Raw genomic sequence first — 15,955 nt, forward strand, 5'->3', positions numbered from 1 at the left:
TTAGGTATTTTTTCTATCAGTTATTATTCAACTTTTCCTTCCCACGAAAGCATACCGCCAGACATATTAATGACTTGGAAGCCATGACTATCAAGCAATTGAGCTGCTCTTCCACTTCTTCCACCAGATCGGCAAACAATAATATACTCCTTTGTTTTCTCTAACTCATGCATGCGAAATTCAACTAACCCTAATGGAATATTAACTGCTCCTGGAATCTTCCCCTCGGCAACTTCCTCCGTTTCTCGTACATCGATAATATTGAGTTCCTCACCTTCATTTAAAAGTGTTTCTACTTCTAGCGCAGTAAATGTTTTCATCATTCATTTCCTCCTCTTCACGTTATGACCAGGCGCTCATGCCGCCTTTTACATTCGTTACATTTTTAAATCCTATTTGTTTTAATAATTTACTAGCTTTATTGCTTCTCATACCGCTTTGACATATTACAATGACCTCAGTATCTTTCGATAGCTCTCTTGCTTTTTGAACTAATTGATTAAGAGGTATATTCCTAAATCCACGAATATTGCCCGATTGAAATTCGCCCGGTGTCCTTACATCAATAAATTGTTTATTTTTATTTCCTAACTCTTTTTTCAATTCTTCTGTACTAATTTGTCTTACACCTTTTGCTGGTAAGATGCGTGACAAGATTAAAAGAATGACAAGCACGAAAATAATATACTTTATATATTCCATTAGTATTCCCTCCTATTTACCCCTATAGGTATATAAAATTCTAAAAAAAGAAGTTTCCTTCTTCTTTTTTACCTGCTTTTCACAAGCAGGTTAACTGCTTCTTTAATCAATTCATCTGTATTTTCTCCCTTTCTTTCCGCCTCGAGAACACATTCCACTAGATTAGAACTAACAATGACACCTACTGTACGATCGACAGCTGAACGAACCGCTGACAATTGTGTGATCACTTCTTTACAATCTTTATTGTCTTCCATCATTTTCAAAATCCCTCGTAACTGCCCTTCCATTCGCTTTACTCTATTTTTAATTTGATCATTATACTCCATGGAATAACCCCTTTCTATCACATAAGTTCCTTTTCTTATAACGTACAGCACAGAATTAGTATGGATTTTATGTTTTTATAATATACCCTTATAGGTATATTGTCAATGGAACATTTTTAACTAAAGGAGGATTTTTTTATCCTTGCTGGGGAAAATAGCCTATGAAGTTCAAAAATACTATGTATACGTATGTTTATTTACACCAAAGGAGATAGGAAGATGACAAATGAACAGAGCAGGCATGAAACAAATGTAGAAAACGAAAATACGTTAACGAACAGGCAAGGTCACCCTGTTACAAATAACCAAAATATAAGGACCGTTGGAAATCGAGGACCTGCTACATTAGAAAATTACGATTTCATTGAGAAAATCAGCCACTTTGACCGAGAGCGTGTGCCTGAACGTGTTGTCCATGCACGAGGTGCTGGAGCGCATGGCTATTTCGAAGCGTATGGAACTGCCGGTGATGAAGCAGTTTCTAAATATACACGTGCAAAGTTATTCCAAGAAAAAGGAAAACAAACTCCTGTATTCGTACGATTTTCATCTGTTATTCATGGCGGGCATTCCCCTGAAACTCTTCGTGACCCACGTGGATTTGCAGTTAAATTTTATACAGAAGACGGAAACTGGGACCTCGTTGGGAATAACTTAAAAATCTTCTTTATTCGTGATGCAATTAAATTTCCTGATATGATCCATGCCTTTAAGCCAGATCCAATTACCAATATTCAAGACAGCCAGCGCTTTTTTGACTTTTGCGCGAGCTCTCCTGAAACATTCCATATGGTGACACTTGTTTATTCTCCATGGGGAATTCCAGCCAATTACCGAATGATGCAGGGCTCAGGTGTAAACACCTATAAGTGGGTAAACAGTGATGGAGTGGCAGTGCTTGTTAAATATCATTGGGAGCCGAAACAAGGAATAAAAAACCTAACGATGAAAGAAGCAAGCGAAATTCAAGCAACGAATTTCAATCATGCAACACAAGATCTATATGAAGCGATTGAGCGTGGAGATTACCCTGAGTGGGAGCTTCTTGTTCAAATCATGAGCGACGATGAGCACCCAGAATTAGATTTTGATCCACTTGATGACACCAAACTTTGGCCAGAGGATCAGTTCCCATGGCTTCCAGTTGGAAAAATGATTCTAAACCGTAATCCAGAGGACTACTTTACAGAAGTAGAACAAGCTGCATTTGGAACAGGTGTCCTTGTGGACGGTCTTGATTTTTCAGATGACAAAATGCTTCAAGGGCGAACCTTCTCCTACTCCGATACTCAGCGCCATCGTGTGGGAGCGAATTATTTGCAGCTGCCCATTAATGCGCCCAAAAAACGGGTAGCAACAAATCAAAGCGGTGGCCAAATGCAATATAAGGTAGATCGCGCCCCTGGGCAAAACCCGCATATTAATTATGAACCATCTATCTTAGGGGGATTAAAAGAAGCTGAACAGATAGGAAAGGAATACTCTCCACAGATTGAAGGAAAGCTTGTCCGCCAATCCATTGACAGGCAAAGCAATACGAAACAAGCTGGTGAAACGTATCGCAGATTTGAACAATGGGAAAAGGATGAACTGTTAACAAACCTTATTACAGACCTTTCAACATGCGATCAGCGAATACAAGAGAAGATGATTGCACTTGCTGAAGAAGCTGATGATGAGTATGGCAGAAGACTAAGAGAAGGAATAGCTCAAGCATCCAAAGAGGGCTCCAATCAAAAGCCGCTAGGAAACAGAGGTGGAGATAAAGCACCTAAGAAGGCAATTGAAAAAGGGCATGATGCTGATCCATATTAAATTTAAATGAGTATCCGTGAGAGTTATTCGTGAAAGGCATGCAAAACAGATTATCTTAAAAGAATATATGGCATGAATATTTGAATAAGTATTCATGCCATATTTTATTTCTGTATGACACTTTATGCAGTAAAAAGGATTACTTGTTTGATGATTTTACAAAATATTTTGTCTGACCTTAAGCCAGCTTCAGACTTCTACGCAGGTTCATAAGGTAGCATATTCGTACTTGATGCCAACTTCCAACTAGTTTAGTATTTTCTAGTGCTATAATATCCGAACTCCCACCCTCTTCAGACAGGTTTTCGATTTCATAAGTTTTCACGTCCAAATCCAGAGGACGATTTTCGGATAAATTCAGAAAAAGTCATGAGAAAAAGAATACCCAATTATTTATTTAAAACTCTGCCTCTTCGCTCTTTAAAACCCGCCAAATTCTTTCACAATGTACTTCATCATTTTTAAATTGCAAACAATAAACATCTGGATTACTTAATTGAAGCCACTCATCAAAGCCAAAAGATTTATTATAGGATTTCAACAGTAATGACATGATGTTTCCATGTGTGACGAGTACCGAATTTTGTGCATGGCTTTCGATCATTTCATTTACAGCCTGTATGATACGATCCATTGCTTCTTTACTAGATTCTCCACCCTCATACTTTAAATCCAAATCATTGAATGTCAGCTTAAGTTTTTCGAGCCAATCTGGCATCGAACTTGAACTAAGCACACGTTCAGCTAATCGCTCATCCGTCTCAATCTCAATAGTTGCCTTCTGTGCAAAAGGCATAATTGTTTCGACAGCACGTAAAAAAGGGCTTGAAATAATTCTGTCGACTTTAAAAGAACTGAGAAAATCTGCTAACCTATCTGCTTGCTTCATCCCCTCTGCTGTCAGTTGTGATTCGGGTGGCTGTCCCACAGCTTGGCAATGTCTAATCAAATAAATTTTCTTTTCCATATTTCTCTCCTCTTTCATTAATACCTGCAACGATCAATTCAAGTCCTGTGACAAACGAATCATATCCCTGCACCAAATTCCATTTTCAAAAATATCTTCCTCGTAATGTCTTATAAAAAAATCTGTATCCACACCAGTAATTCTAAATCCGCATTTTTGATAAAGGGCCAATTGTCCTACACTTGAATTCCCGGTACCTATTTCAATCGTCTTGTATCCTTTTTCCTTAGATCGATAAATGGCATCTAGTATTAATTTCTTCCCAATTCCATTTCCTTGTTCAATCTCAGATACAGCAACATTTACTAACTCAACTGTTTCAGGTCTAGTTGAAAGTAAAACATATACACCAATGATTTCTTTACTTTTTTCAATAACATAGCACTCCCCACGGTTCACATAATCCTCTACTAGTTTTCGAGACGGGTCTGCTAATAATAATAAATTCATTGGCGCTTTTTCAGTAGTATTCAATCTTCGAATTTGCATTGTATCCCCCTAATTTGTGTACATATATAGTCTCTTATAGCTGCTCGAATTCATTTATCATTTCAAGAAAAAGCCGCTGTTCCTCTATATATGGCACATGATTACTATAGTTAAAAACATACATTTTTGATTCAGACATATACCTATGAATTTCTTCTGAAAAGGTTAGCGGGCACTGGGTATCGTATTTTCCACAATAAATTATAGCAGGAGTTGAAACCTCAGATAGCAGATCAATAATGTTGTAGTTTGGCAGCTCTTGATAGGAATAATACTCTAACCTTTTTCGAACTACTCTTCCACTGCTAGGTTTAGAAAAGTATTCATTAAATTTAATAGGATGATACAGTGACATCTCAGTCCATTCTCTATTTGCTTTTATTCGATCTTCCTTTGTTGATTCAGATGATTTCATAATTGAAAATAACTCTATAAGTCTTTCATTTAATGGACTATTTACACTATACATACTGCCTTCATGCTCCATATATTTATTTGAAGCAGCTGCCCCGCCAACTAGGATTTTTATAAGTGAACTTGGATAATTTATCGCATACATAAGACCGAGCATGCCTCCTGTTGAATGCCCAGCAAAACTCCATTTATCAATATGTAATGCAACTCTAATTGCCTCTAAATCTTTACAAGATTCAAGCATGCTTAATTCTTCTACTTCTGCTTTACATGAATTCCCCGCTTCCTTTAAGTTGATTAAGAAAACCTGAAACTTCTCAACAAAAACATCTGCAAAGTAATTTCCTAACTCACTGTATTCACTGTATAAATGAGTAACGCATAAAGGACTTCCCTCTCCACAAATGAATATTTCGAACCTGCCTCTAGAAGTTTCTATCATGACTTTTTTCCACATGGAACCAGCTCCATTCTAACAAAAGCTTATTAGCAGAGGATTTTTTCATAGCAAGAACATTCGTGCACTCTTTTAAACTTTCCTTTTATATATTCTTTATCTTGTCCAACATAATGGGCAAATGCATGAACAGGAACTAGGTTTGGCAGCACAATTCTTATTTGTTCGTTTAGCTCATTCCCGCTATCCAAGTAAACGTGTAAATATGAATCAGACTTCTTAAAGTTATTTTTTTCGTACCACATATTTACCCAATCATCATCTCTCGTCCATGCTTCCAATCGATTTAGCTTTTTCTCATTTGCTAATTTCTCAGCTCTCTCCAGCAATTGTTTAGCAATCCCTCTTCTGCGAAACTCTGGATGTACCGCAATATGCCAAATCATCCCGCCAAGTCCAGTTCCTCTAGAACAAACAGTTCCTTCATTCATTTCGTATTCGATATCTATAAGCCCTACGATTTGTCCTTCATTTACTGCAACTAGTTCAATAGATGGATTTTTATATTTTTCTTTTTCTTTTAATACATGATCAAAATATGCCGTATCAAGAAATGATAGAACTCTGCAGCGCAGCCAACCTATTTCATCATTTTGCGTATAATTTCTAATTTCCATAAACGACTCCTCTTTAAATGATAGTCCAAATAAAAACTTGTTTTGAGGAACTCTTCCCTAAATAAATAAAGACCTCGCATCCATACGAAGGTCTTTGTAAGTGAATTTGCATTTCAGTTCATATTGGTTTGAAGAAGGAAAGAGTCAACGTATGTAACATCAAGTATGCAGTTTATATTGTTCATATAAACCTCCTCCTCTTCCTCTTATTTCCATACATATAGAATTATACCGAACCTTCAGAAAAAGTAAACAATAATTCGTCTCTTTTCCTTACAATAGTCTCAAAATTAATTATATATATATTGCTTCTATACTCCTTTATCCAGTAAAAAACACTATTTCTATTGGAATAGAAATAGTGTTAACATTCGCATGACCTAAAGAGGGACTTGAACACCCCGACCTGCCAATTTTGGAATTGCAAAATAAAGCCAGTTTAACTGAGCCTAATTCGTTTAAAACGCACAATTTTATAGATCAGCCTAATAAATACATCAAACATTATTATGCATCATATTTGAATGTCAATGGCTGTTCCGCTGCCAATTTCACTATGAATGGTGATTTGACCGTCATGGGCTTTTATAATGTCATATGCTATTGCCATGCCAAGCCCAGATCCTTTATGTGCAGCCCCCGTATTTGTCCCACGATAATACCGGTCAAATATCCTTTCAAGCTCCTTTTCATTAATTCCCTTCCCATTATCTTTGATCATAATATGTGTATGTTCCTTCCTTTCAATGCTTATATCCACCTTTACATCCTCATTGTTATGAACAATCGCATTAAAAATTAAATTATTGATTGCCCGTCGAAAAAGAATGTCATCCACTTCTGCCATTATGTTTTCCTCGTTTACGTGGAACTGGATATTTCGGCTGGCATATTTAGGATCGTTCAATAAATCAATCACAATCTTCCGCAGTAAAGCAACAATATTTACCTCATTTTTATTTAACGATAGTTCTTTATTTTTTAATCTGGTAGATAAATTTAAATCTTCCATGACTTCTTTGATATAAACAGACTTTGCTTCAATAATTCCAGCATATTCCCTTATTTCTTCCGAAGAAAAATCATATTCCGGATCTTTGATCATTTCTGCATATCCTTGAATCGAGGACAGCGGGGTTTTAATGTCATGAGAAATGTTGGCAATCCATTCCTCCTTCATCAAATCTAACTTTTTTCTTTCTCTTTCGCTGAGCTTTAATTGGTCAGCTAAATGATTTAAATTATAGAATACATTTTTATATAAGCCTCTTGATTCAGTATGGTGATTGAATTCATGATTGGCCAATTTTTTAATGCCGTCAATTAGCGTATGCAGTGGCTGGGTAAGCCGTTTGCTAAAAAGGTAGCCAATCAAGAGCGCGATTAAGATGTCTATTAGTAAAATAACCATGCCAATTTTAAACACTCTAATAATATCCTGATTATTAAAGGAGATAAATTGCCGTTGTAAATTTCGATTTTCAATTCCAATCAAATAGCTGAACTGACGGCCACTTTTTTCCTTTTCCCCAACATAAACGACTGTATTTGCATCTACTTCTTTATACTTATATATTTGAATCATATCTGCTGGGGTATATTTTTTCTTGCTATTTGCAGGAGTCCTGAAGCTGTATTCCTCTTTGCCATTTTCATCTAAAATTTGGATCCAGGCATTCTTTTCCACTAACTTTTTTTGTCCTTTTTCAGAAATGGCTACATCATGATTCAATGTGATAATTTCTTGTTGAAAACTTCTCGTAAATTGTTCCGGAGATATTTCCCGGTTTTGAAAAATTGGAACATCGAAGTTGATTTGTGCGGTAAGCAGCGCTATCCCAAGGATGAGATTAATGAAAATAATAAGAACAACAACCAATACAACAGATAATAAATACCTTCCAGTCAGCCTCCACTTCATCCCTATGCATCCTCTATAACGAGCTTATACCCTAAGCCTTTTACGGTCACCAGATATTGAGGATGAGAAGGCTGGTCTTCGATTCTTTCCCGAAGTCTGCGGATATGAACCATGACTGTATTATCCATTCCGAAGAAGTCTTCTCCCCAGACTGCATCGTAAAGCTGTTCTTTACTAATAACCTTGTTCTTGTTTTGGAGAAAAACCTTCATTAATCCCAGTTCTTTGGGCTTCAACTGAATCACTTGCCCATTTTTAGTCAACTGTGCCTCTTCCTCGTTTAATTCAAATGGCCCTGCCTGAATTTTTGTCTCTTTCGGCGGTTCAGACTGCATGTATTCTGCCCGGCGCAAATGAGCTTTTACCCGATAAGCGACCTCTTTGGGGCTAAATGGCTTCGTAATGTAATCATCGCCGCCGATCGCAAAGCCCAGTATTTTATCAATTTCCTCGTTTTTTGCCGATAAAAATAAAATAGGCACTTTTGAAATACTTCTTATTTGTTTGCAGACATCATAGCCTTCCCCATCCGGCAGCATAATATCTAGCAGCACAATATCAGGATTATTTGTTTGAAATTGATTAAACCCCTCTTTAGCTGTAGCCGCAGTGACCACATGATCGATCCCTTCTTTATTTAACACCGTTTTAATCAGCCGTAAAATATCTTCTTCATCATCTATAATTAATACTTTCTTGTTCGTTGACAAAATACTTCCCTCCTTGCTTTCCTATTACATTATAGTAAAAAGGAATCCTCTTTTAAAAGGATTCCTTCATTTTTACTTTGACAACTTCTCACTTACTTTTTTAGGTAGCTCTGCCTTTTTCACTTCCTGATAAGAGGTAACCCCTTTACCATCTTTTACAAATAAAGATAAATAAGCATTTTCCCGAAGCTGTTTTTGAGCAGTAAAGGTCAATGTCTTTTCTCCGCCATCTTTATCAAATGCGGGAAGATTATATTCATAGCTTATATACTTTTCCCCATTATCACTTTTATCTTCCAGCTTCTTTCCTTGACCAATAATTTGAGTATAATATTCATCGGCTCCAAGTCTATTAAAGTTTACATTTTGTAGGATAACCAACCCGCCTACTAAAATCACCGCAATCGCTGCAATCGATCCTATTAATTTTTTCATTATTTTCTCCTCTTTTCTATTGGCTCTTTTCGCAAACTTTGTTGCTTTTAACATAATTAGGTAAAAGTTGATTTGCGCTCCAGGATGGCAGCGACCCGTGGGGTGAGCGCTGAGCCTCCTCGGAGCATAGCTCCTGTGGGGTCTCACCTGTCCAACTCCTCCCGCAGGAGTCTCGCACCTTCCGCTCCAATCAACTAGTCTTTTTGGTAAACGAAAAATCCCTCTAAAAACAACACTCTTTTAGAAAACAGTCTTTCTATTTGATGATTATTTTGTAGTAGTTCCTTACTGTTAAGAAGTAATAGGCAATGTAAATACAAACATAAATGCCTATACAAATGATGACAGGAGTCATTAAATTCGTTTGCATTAATTTAGATAACGCAGTTAATGCCACTATAGAGTGGGCAATACCGGCTAGTAATGGCAAGGCAAATATAAATAAGATTTGTTTTGAAATGGATTTTTTTACTTCCTTCTTATTCACACCGATTTTGTATAAGATTACATAACGGTCTTTATCCATGGTTGCCTCTGTCAGCTGCTTAAAGTAAATAATGCTTCCTGTTGCAGCCAGGAATACCAATCCTAAAAAGCCGCCAATAAAAATGAGTAAACCTGTTGTCTCCATTCCCCGTGCATAATCGGCATAAAAGCTTGAGTAACTCGCTTCCTCCGGCAACAAGGTTTGGACCTCTTTTGTTACTATTTTTGCATCCTCTTCATTTTTCAGTTTGTAAGCTTCCATGTTGACAAGGTTTATTCCATTTGCAAGCTTAGAAAATAACTCATCACTAATAACCACCGTAATACCCGCTGTTTGGAGATTGAGTACATTATATTTCTTCAATTCTTTAAAAGTAATATTCTCGCTGTGGTTATTTGCTTTTAGCGAAATCGTTCCTCCAACATACTTCGGTGAGAAATCTTTGGAATAACCAGCTTCTAGTGCGGCTGCCTCATTTCCTTTTAATGATAGGGATTCCTCTCTATTTTGCGATTTAGCTAATTGATTAAACGTTTTATTGCTGATAATGCTGTATTCCATTTCATCTGAATAAAATTTGCTATGAAGATTTGTAATATCGGCATCCATCATCATTGTCGGAACGGACATGTGATAGATAATTTTATGATCTTTGTCACGTGATATCCGCTCTTTAATCTGGTTAGAAACATTTTTGTCTTTTGCAATAAACATCATGCTATTCGGATTTGCTAGTTCGGCATTACTTCTGTTGTTATAGTAAAAGCTATAGGCCGCTCCTACCGCAGTTAATGTAGTTGCACTCAGAACAGCAATAATGGTTAATGTACGTGCATTTCCCTTTATTCGGTAGAGAAGTTGGGACGTACTGATTAAATTGATTCCATTCCAAAAATGGGTTTTATTTTTTCGTAATAGCTTTAATAAATAAACTGTTAATGTACTAAATAATAAATACGTACCAAGAATGACTGTGACTAAAATGACAAGCGGGGTTATCAAATAGCCTATTTTTCTCCACACTTCTGATTCCAGCATATTTTGCAGTGCAAGCCAGTACCCAGCTCCAACTAACAGAACAGAGATTAACGCAGTGATGACAGAAGCTTTTGGTTCTTTTTCCCCTTCCTGCTCGGCTTTGAATAACTCAATTAGTTTAAAGCGGTAAATTAAACGATATCCGTGTATTGAAGTAATTGCCGTCATTATCGTGAAGACGATAATTGTATTTACAATTGCCTGCGGGGAAATAGCAAAATTTCCAAGCGCATCAAACCCCATGACCTTCATTAAAATGGTGACAAAAAACTTTGACAAAAGGGATCCAAGGATGATCCCAATCAATAGTGCGATAATCCCCATAAGAAAGTTTTCATAAAATAACATTCGGCCGATTTGCTTTTTGCGAACGCCAAGTAAAGAATAGAGTCCGACTTCTTTTTTGCGTTTCATTGTAAAAAAGGAATTGGAATACCAAATAAATACAGCTACAAATATCATGAGCACTACGGATGCACCATTAAAGACCGAGCTAATTTTGGTGGACGAATCAGCTGTTTCCAGTATGGTTTGATCATATTTTAAAGAAACAAAGGTAAAGTAAATAACAATACTGAAAATCATTGAACCGACATATAAGAAATAATTCGTAAAGTTTTTTCGGATATTTTTTCTGGCGATGCTAAATAACGTCATTTAATGCCCACCTCCAAGTGAAGCAAGGACATCGAGTATTTTTTGAAAGAATTCCTGACGAGATTGCTGCAATTTATGAATTTCTGCATAGATTCCGCCATCTTTAATAAATAAAATTCGCTTACAGAAGCTTGCTGCGAACGCATCATGAGTGACCATCATAATGGTTGAAAGGTTCTGCTCATTAAGTGCTGTTAAGCTTTCTAGTAAATCAATAGCAGATTTTGAATCCAAGGCTCCTGTAGGCTCGTCCGCCAATATGAGGCTCGGTTTTGTCACCATCGCCCTTGAAGCAGCTGTTCTTTGCTTCTGGCCCCCAGAGATATGATAAGGATATTTATCAAGTATGCCTTGAATTCCAAACGTATCTGCAATTTTCTCGACACGGTTTTCTATTTCTTTTGCCGGCACTTTTGACAATGCCAGTGGCAACAAGATGTTTTCCTTAACCGTTAACGTATCAAGCAGATTATAATCTTGAAAAATAAAGCCGAGATTGTTACGGCGAAAATCTGATAATTGCTCTTCCTTCATCGTGACAATATTTTGATCAGCAATCATAATTTCTCCTGAAGTTGGCGTATCAATGGTGGATAATATGTTAAGTAATGTGGATTTACCCGCACCCGATGGCCCCATAATGCCGATAAATTCTCCTTCTTTTATATCAAAATTAATATCTGCCAATGCTTTATATTGATTTCCTTTCGATCCGTATACTTTTTGAACGTTTCTTGCACGTAAAATGGTTTTCATTGTAAAGTCCTCCTTGAATGATTACAAATCTGATTATACTGACTGAACCTTACAGCATTTTAATCTAAACCTTACATAAACCTTAAAAAAAACAGCAAATCACATTATAGGATTTGCCGTACTAAATAATTATCATTTCCTTGGATTGATATCTGCCACATAATCAATGTGAGGATAAAAGCAGAAAAGTTGAAAGCAAGACAAAAAAAGCAGAAAACCTTGATAACTCAAGGTTTTCTGCTTCAAAAATTCTAATGACCCGTACTGGATTTGAACCAGTGACCTCTTGCCTGTCAAGCAAGCGTTCTCCCACTGAACTAACGAGTCATAATGGAAATTAAGGGATATCTGCTACCCTTTCAAGGTAGTGTTCTTCTGAACTTGAACACATATCTAAATACATATTTAATTATATGAAAAAACAGGAAAAAGTCAATACTTTTTCATTCAATTACACTTCTCCAAATTAATTAATGCAAATATTTCATTTTTTCGTAAGTTATTAAAATAGGAAGCTCCACTAATGGAACTTCCTATCATTTTATATTAAGCAGCTTGTGGTTTCACCGTATCATCGCGCTTAAAGACATACTGCAGAACGATTAGGAGAACAAATATCACTAATCCAACTATATCTGAAACACCTTCTGGATAAATGAGCAATAATCCTCCAATTACCCCTAAAACCCGCTCTATCCAATTTAGTTTGCGCAGCCAATAGCCAATAACACCTGCGCCGATTGCCATCATTCCTGCTAGAGCAGTAAATACCACCCATATTAAATAATACCACGTTGTATCAATCATCAATAATTCAGGTGAGAGAACGAACATATATGGAATAATGAACGCTCCAATTGCCAGCTTGGTGGCGGTTACTCCCGTCTTAATTGGGTCCCCGCCTGAAACTCCTGCGGCAGCAAATGCGGCAAGCGCAACTGGAGGTGTAATATCCGCAATAATCCCAAAGTAGAATACAAATAAATGTGCGGACAAATCAGGAACACCCAGTAATATAATCGCAGGTGCTGCAATTGTTGACGTAATAACATAGTTTGCTGTTGTTGGTGAACCCATTCCTAGAATGATAGCCGCAACCATCGTAAGCATTAGGGTTGGAATTAGAAGTCCGCCAGCAAGGTCGAGGAGGCCATTTGCCATTTTTAAACCAAGACCTGTTTTTACAACCACACCAACGATAATACCTGCAGCAGCTGTAGCCGCTGCTACTCCTAATGCTGTTCTGGCTCCATCAACTAGTGCATCGATGAAATCTTTTATACTTATACGTGTTTCTTTCCGTATAGCGCTGACTAAAATCGTTATAACAATAGACCATAATGCGGCTCGGATAACGCTCATCCCGCTCATTAATAAAATGATGACAGCCAAAATCGGCAGCAGAAGATATATTTTCTTAAGCACTTCTTTACGATTCGGCATTTCCTCGTCTTTTAATCCTCTAAGACCTAGACGTTTAGCTTCGAAATGTGTCATAATCCAGACGCCGGTAAAATAAAGAAGGGCTGGGATTGCCGCAGCTTTCGCAATTTCCCAATAAGTAATGCCACCGCCAATGAACTCAACCATTAAGAATGCAGCAGCTCCCATTACAGGCGGCATGATCTGTCCACCGGTAGAAGCTGTAGCCTCAACCGCACCAGCAAACTCTTTCTTATATCCAAGTTTTTTCATCATTGGAATTGTAAATGATCCTGATGTAACTACATTAGCAACAGAGCTGCCACTAATCGTTCCTTGCAAAGCACTAGAAAATATCGCAACCTTAGCAGGTCCGCCAATCCTCTTCCCCGCAATAGAAACAGCTAAATCATTAAAATATTGCCCGACACCTGTTTTCACAAGGAATGAACCAAATAATAAAAACAGGAAGATGTAGGTCGATGAAACTCCTAATGGAGTTCCGAGAATTCCTTCTGTTGTGAAGAACATTGTTTGGATTAGGCGATCCAGATTTAGCCCTCGATGCGCTAAGAAGCTTGGCATATACGGACCAAAGATTCCATATAACAAGAACACAACTGCAATAATAGTTATTGGAAGTCCAACTGCTCGACGTGTTGCTTCAAGAACTAATAAAACAGCTAACAACCCAATATAGAAATCAATTTCTGTCAATCGGCCAGCTCTCATAACAATTTCATCAATGAATAATGGCCAATAGGCACCAACGGCAACACCCAGAATGGCGAGGATAATATCATACCAGGCAACTTTATGCTTACGTCCCCTGTCTTTTTTCCGGGCTGGGAATAATAAGAATATAAGGGCTAATGCAAATCCCAAATGGATTGAACGCTGCAGCTGAGCTGTGAGCATTCCAAAAACCCCTGTGTAGAGGTGGAACAATGAGAAAGATAATAAACCTATAAAAACAATCCATCCTATAATCCCTTTTAATTTCCTTGTTCCTGCTTCTGGGTCGTATTTCTCCAGGAGCTTCTGCTGTTCTTCTAATGATAATGACTCCATATTATTACTCAAGGATGTTCACTCCTTTCAATTGCTGAAAAAGATTTATTTTTTCAATTTTTATTCGTACCCAAGTACCTGCCTCGATATAATTTGCAAGCGGGTATTCCCTATTTTTGTATAAAACCCGATGATTTGCCCTTACCTTGCCAATTCTAAGATCAAATAAGGGAAAGGTGCGATTCATATTTTTGATATAATATTTGCCGTCCTTTTGTTCAAATATTTCTCCATCAGTAGCATTTTCAGGCATTCCAATCGCAAAGTCCTCATACATAAGCTCATATTGCTTTATCTTTTTTTCTTCCGTCACAGTATAGCTTTCAACCACATCTGATAGATGAATGGAATGTGTGTATTTAATTTTAAAATTCTTTTCCTTAGAAAATGGGATGTAGGCAAGCACCTTCCCAGTATTCTGGTACTCAAACACCAATGCTTGCTTAATGGGAATGAAAAAAATAATTGCGATGGATATAAGGATGAGGGGGAGCAGAATTAGGATTTGTCTGCCCGGTTTTCTTTCTTTCATGTAAACCCCACCTAATAAATTTACGTACAACACAAAATGTATCTATTAAAGAGAACTTGACCGGTGTAAAAAACCTCTTGAGGTTTTACAGCCGGTCAAGTCTTTATTCATTAGAATTTAGCAGGCTACTCAGCTTTAATTCCTTTTTCATCATAATATTTCTGAGCGCCAGGGTGAATTTCAATTCCTACACCTTTAATAGCATTTTCAGCTTTAATAAGTTTCCCTTTTGCATGAGTAACTTTATCAAGGTTTTCAAATATTGCCTTAGTCACATCGTATACAACATCTTCTGAAAGATCATTTGATACGACGAGCATTGCCTGAACAGCAACTGTTGGCACAGCATCTTTTAATTTATATGTGCCTGAAGGGACCTCGTCTTGAATGTAGTAAGGATATTTCTCGATTAGCGCATCAATTTTATCTTGAGCAATAGGAATAATTACGATGTCTTCTGTTGCAGAAAGTCCTTCAACAGCACCTGTTGGCGTTCCAGCTGTTACGAAAGCTGCATCGATTGTACCGTCTTGAATTCCAGCAGTTGATTCATCGAAAGAAAGGTCTTGCTTATTAATATCATCAAAAGTCATTCCATGAACTTCAAGAATTTGTTCAGCATTTGGGTTTGTGCCAGAACCTGGAGCACCTACAGAAACCTTTTTGCCTTTTAAGTCCTCAACAGATTTAATACCTGATTTAGCAGTTGTTACAATTTGGATCGTTTCAGGATAAAGGGTACCAATCGCACTTACATTGTCTACCGCTGCTCCTTCAAACATTAATTTGCCATCTTTCGCATATGAGGCAATATCAGTTTGAGAGAAAGCGATTTCAGCAGCGCCGTCCTTTAATGTGTTCATATTCTCTGCAGAAGCACCGGAAACTTCAGCATTGGTCTGAATGCCTGTTGCATCAGAAATAATTTCTGCAAATGCTCCACCAAGAGGATAGTATGTACCACCTGTACCACCTGTAACAATACTCATAAACTTAGGCTTATCTGAACCTTTCTTTTCACCATCGCCCTTTTCACCAGAACTTTCCTCAGAACCTCCACATGCAGCAAGAAACATAGAAAGTGCTAATAATAAAACAGCTGTGAGAAGAAAACTTTTCTTTTTCATATTTTTGCC

General features: G+C 37.3%; 16 protein-coding genes and 1 tRNA gene. 1 reads left to right on the top strand and 16 read right to left on the bottom strand.

The genetic code is table 11. The features are described 5' to 3' along the window. Window positions 1–23 precede the first annotated feature (23 nt). From ASU02_RS19755 to ASU02_RS19765, 3 genes are all read right to left on the bottom strand, one after another. Window positions 24–320, bottom strand: a complete 297-nt coding sequence (locus ASU02_RS19755) for a rhodanese-like domain-containing protein (RefSeq protein ID WP_057766901.1) — start codon at window positions 318–320, stop codon at window positions 24–26. A gap of 22 nt (window positions 321–342) precedes the next feature. Further along, the gene (locus ASU02_RS19760; protein WP_057766835.1) at window positions 343–702 is read right to left on the bottom strand and encodes a rhodanese-like domain-containing protein; all 360 of its coding nucleotides are present in this window, start codon (window positions 700–702) and stop codon (window positions 343–345) included. 68 nt (window positions 703–770) lie between these two features. Continuing rightward, window positions 771–1,031, bottom strand: coding sequence for a metal-sensitive transcriptional regulator (locus ASU02_RS19765; protein ID WP_057766837.1), 261 nt, complete (start codon window positions 1,029–1,031; stop codon window positions 771–773). A gap of 219 nt (window positions 1,032–1,250) precedes the next feature. Here ASU02_RS19765 and ASU02_RS19770 point away from each other — a divergent pair, with 219 nt between their 5' ends. Then, window positions 1,251–2,846: a catalase gene (locus tag ASU02_RS19770; RefSeq protein ID WP_057766839.1), complete on the top strand. Its 1,596-nt coding sequence runs from the start codon at window positions 1,251–1,253 to the stop codon at window positions 2,844–2,846. A gap of 397 nt (window positions 2,847–3,243) precedes the next feature. Here ASU02_RS19770 and ASU02_RS19775 read toward each other — a convergent pair whose 3' ends face one another. The 13 genes from ASU02_RS19775 to ASU02_RS19835 all read right to left on the bottom strand — a co-directional run bounded on the left by ASU02_RS19775 (window position 3,244) and on the right by ASU02_RS19835 (window position 15,946). Next, the gene (locus ASU02_RS19775; RefSeq protein WP_057766841.1) at window positions 3,244–3,813 is read right to left on the bottom strand and encodes a histidine phosphatase family protein; all 570 of its coding nucleotides are present in this window, start codon (window positions 3,811–3,813) and stop codon (window positions 3,244–3,246) included. A gap of 33 nt (window positions 3,814–3,846) precedes the next feature. Continuing rightward, entirely contained in the window at window positions 3,847–4,302 is a 456-nt protein-coding gene (locus ASU02_RS19780) for a GNAT family N-acetyltransferase (RefSeq protein ID WP_057766843.1), read from the bottom strand. Between the two features lie 34 nt (window positions 4,303–4,336). Beyond that, the gene (locus tag ASU02_RS19785; RefSeq protein ID WP_057766845.1) at window positions 4,337–5,173 is read right to left on the bottom strand and encodes an alpha/beta fold hydrolase; all 837 of its coding nucleotides are present in this window, start codon (window positions 5,171–5,173) and stop codon (window positions 4,337–4,339) included. Window positions 5,174–5,202: 29 nt separating this feature from the next. Further along, complete coding sequence (locus ASU02_RS19790; RefSeq protein ID WP_057766848.1) at window positions 5,203–5,790, bottom strand: GNAT family N-acetyltransferase; 588 nt, start codon at window positions 5,788–5,790, stop codon at window positions 5,203–5,205. Window positions 5,791–6,304: 514 nt separating this feature from the next. Beyond that, complete coding sequence (locus ASU02_RS19795) at window positions 6,305–7,711, bottom strand: sensor histidine kinase (RefSeq protein ID WP_057766850.1); 1,407 nt, start codon at window positions 7,709–7,711, stop codon at window positions 6,305–6,307. A 2-nt stretch (window positions 7,712–7,713) separates the two neighbouring features. After that, window positions 7,714–8,421: a response regulator transcription factor gene (locus tag ASU02_RS19800; protein ID WP_057766853.1), complete on the bottom strand. Its 708-nt coding sequence runs from the start codon at window positions 8,419–8,421 to the stop codon at window positions 7,714–7,716. Window positions 8,422–8,493: 72 nt separating this feature from the next. Continuing rightward, entirely contained in the window at window positions 8,494–8,856 is a 363-nt protein-coding gene (locus tag ASU02_RS19805) for a YxeA family protein (protein WP_057766903.1), read from the bottom strand. A gap of 256 nt (window positions 8,857–9,112) precedes the next feature. Further along, complete coding sequence (locus tag ASU02_RS19810) at window positions 9,113–11,038, bottom strand: ABC transporter permease (protein WP_057766854.1); 1,926 nt, start codon at window positions 11,036–11,038, stop codon at window positions 9,113–9,115. After that, window positions 11,039–11,794 carry an ABC transporter ATP-binding protein gene (locus ASU02_RS19815; protein WP_057766856.1) on the bottom strand — a complete coding sequence of 252 codons (756 nt, stop codon included), beginning with the start codon at window positions 11,792–11,794 and terminating at the stop codon, window positions 11,039–11,041. Window positions 11,795–12,049: 255 nt separating this feature from the next. Then, window positions 12,050–12,121, bottom strand: a tRNA-Val gene (locus ASU02_RS19820). Between the two features lie 219 nt (window positions 12,122–12,340). Beyond that, the gene (locus tag ASU02_RS19825) at window positions 12,341–14,287 is read right to left on the bottom strand and encodes a TRAP transporter permease (RefSeq protein ID WP_198317470.1); all 1,947 of its coding nucleotides are present in this window, start codon (window positions 14,285–14,287) and stop codon (window positions 12,341–12,343) included. 4 nt (window positions 14,288–14,291) lie between these two features. Then, window positions 14,292–14,819 (bottom strand): DUF1850 domain-containing protein, encoded by a 528-nt coding sequence (locus ASU02_RS19830; RefSeq protein ID WP_057766861.1) that lies wholly within the window; start codon window positions 14,817–14,819, stop codon window positions 14,292–14,294. A 125-nt stretch (window positions 14,820–14,944) separates the two neighbouring features. Continuing rightward, the gene (locus tag ASU02_RS19835; protein ID WP_057766863.1) at window positions 14,945–15,946 is read right to left on the bottom strand and encodes a TAXI family TRAP transporter solute-binding subunit; all 1,002 of its coding nucleotides are present in this window, start codon (window positions 15,944–15,946) and stop codon (window positions 14,945–14,947) included. Between the last annotated feature and the right edge of the window lie 9 nt (window positions 15,947–15,955).

Source organism: Cytobacillus praedii, from assembly GCF_001439605.1.
Taxonomy (GTDB): domain Bacteria; phylum Bacillota; class Bacilli; order Bacillales; family Cytobacillaceae; genus Cytobacillus; species Cytobacillus praedii.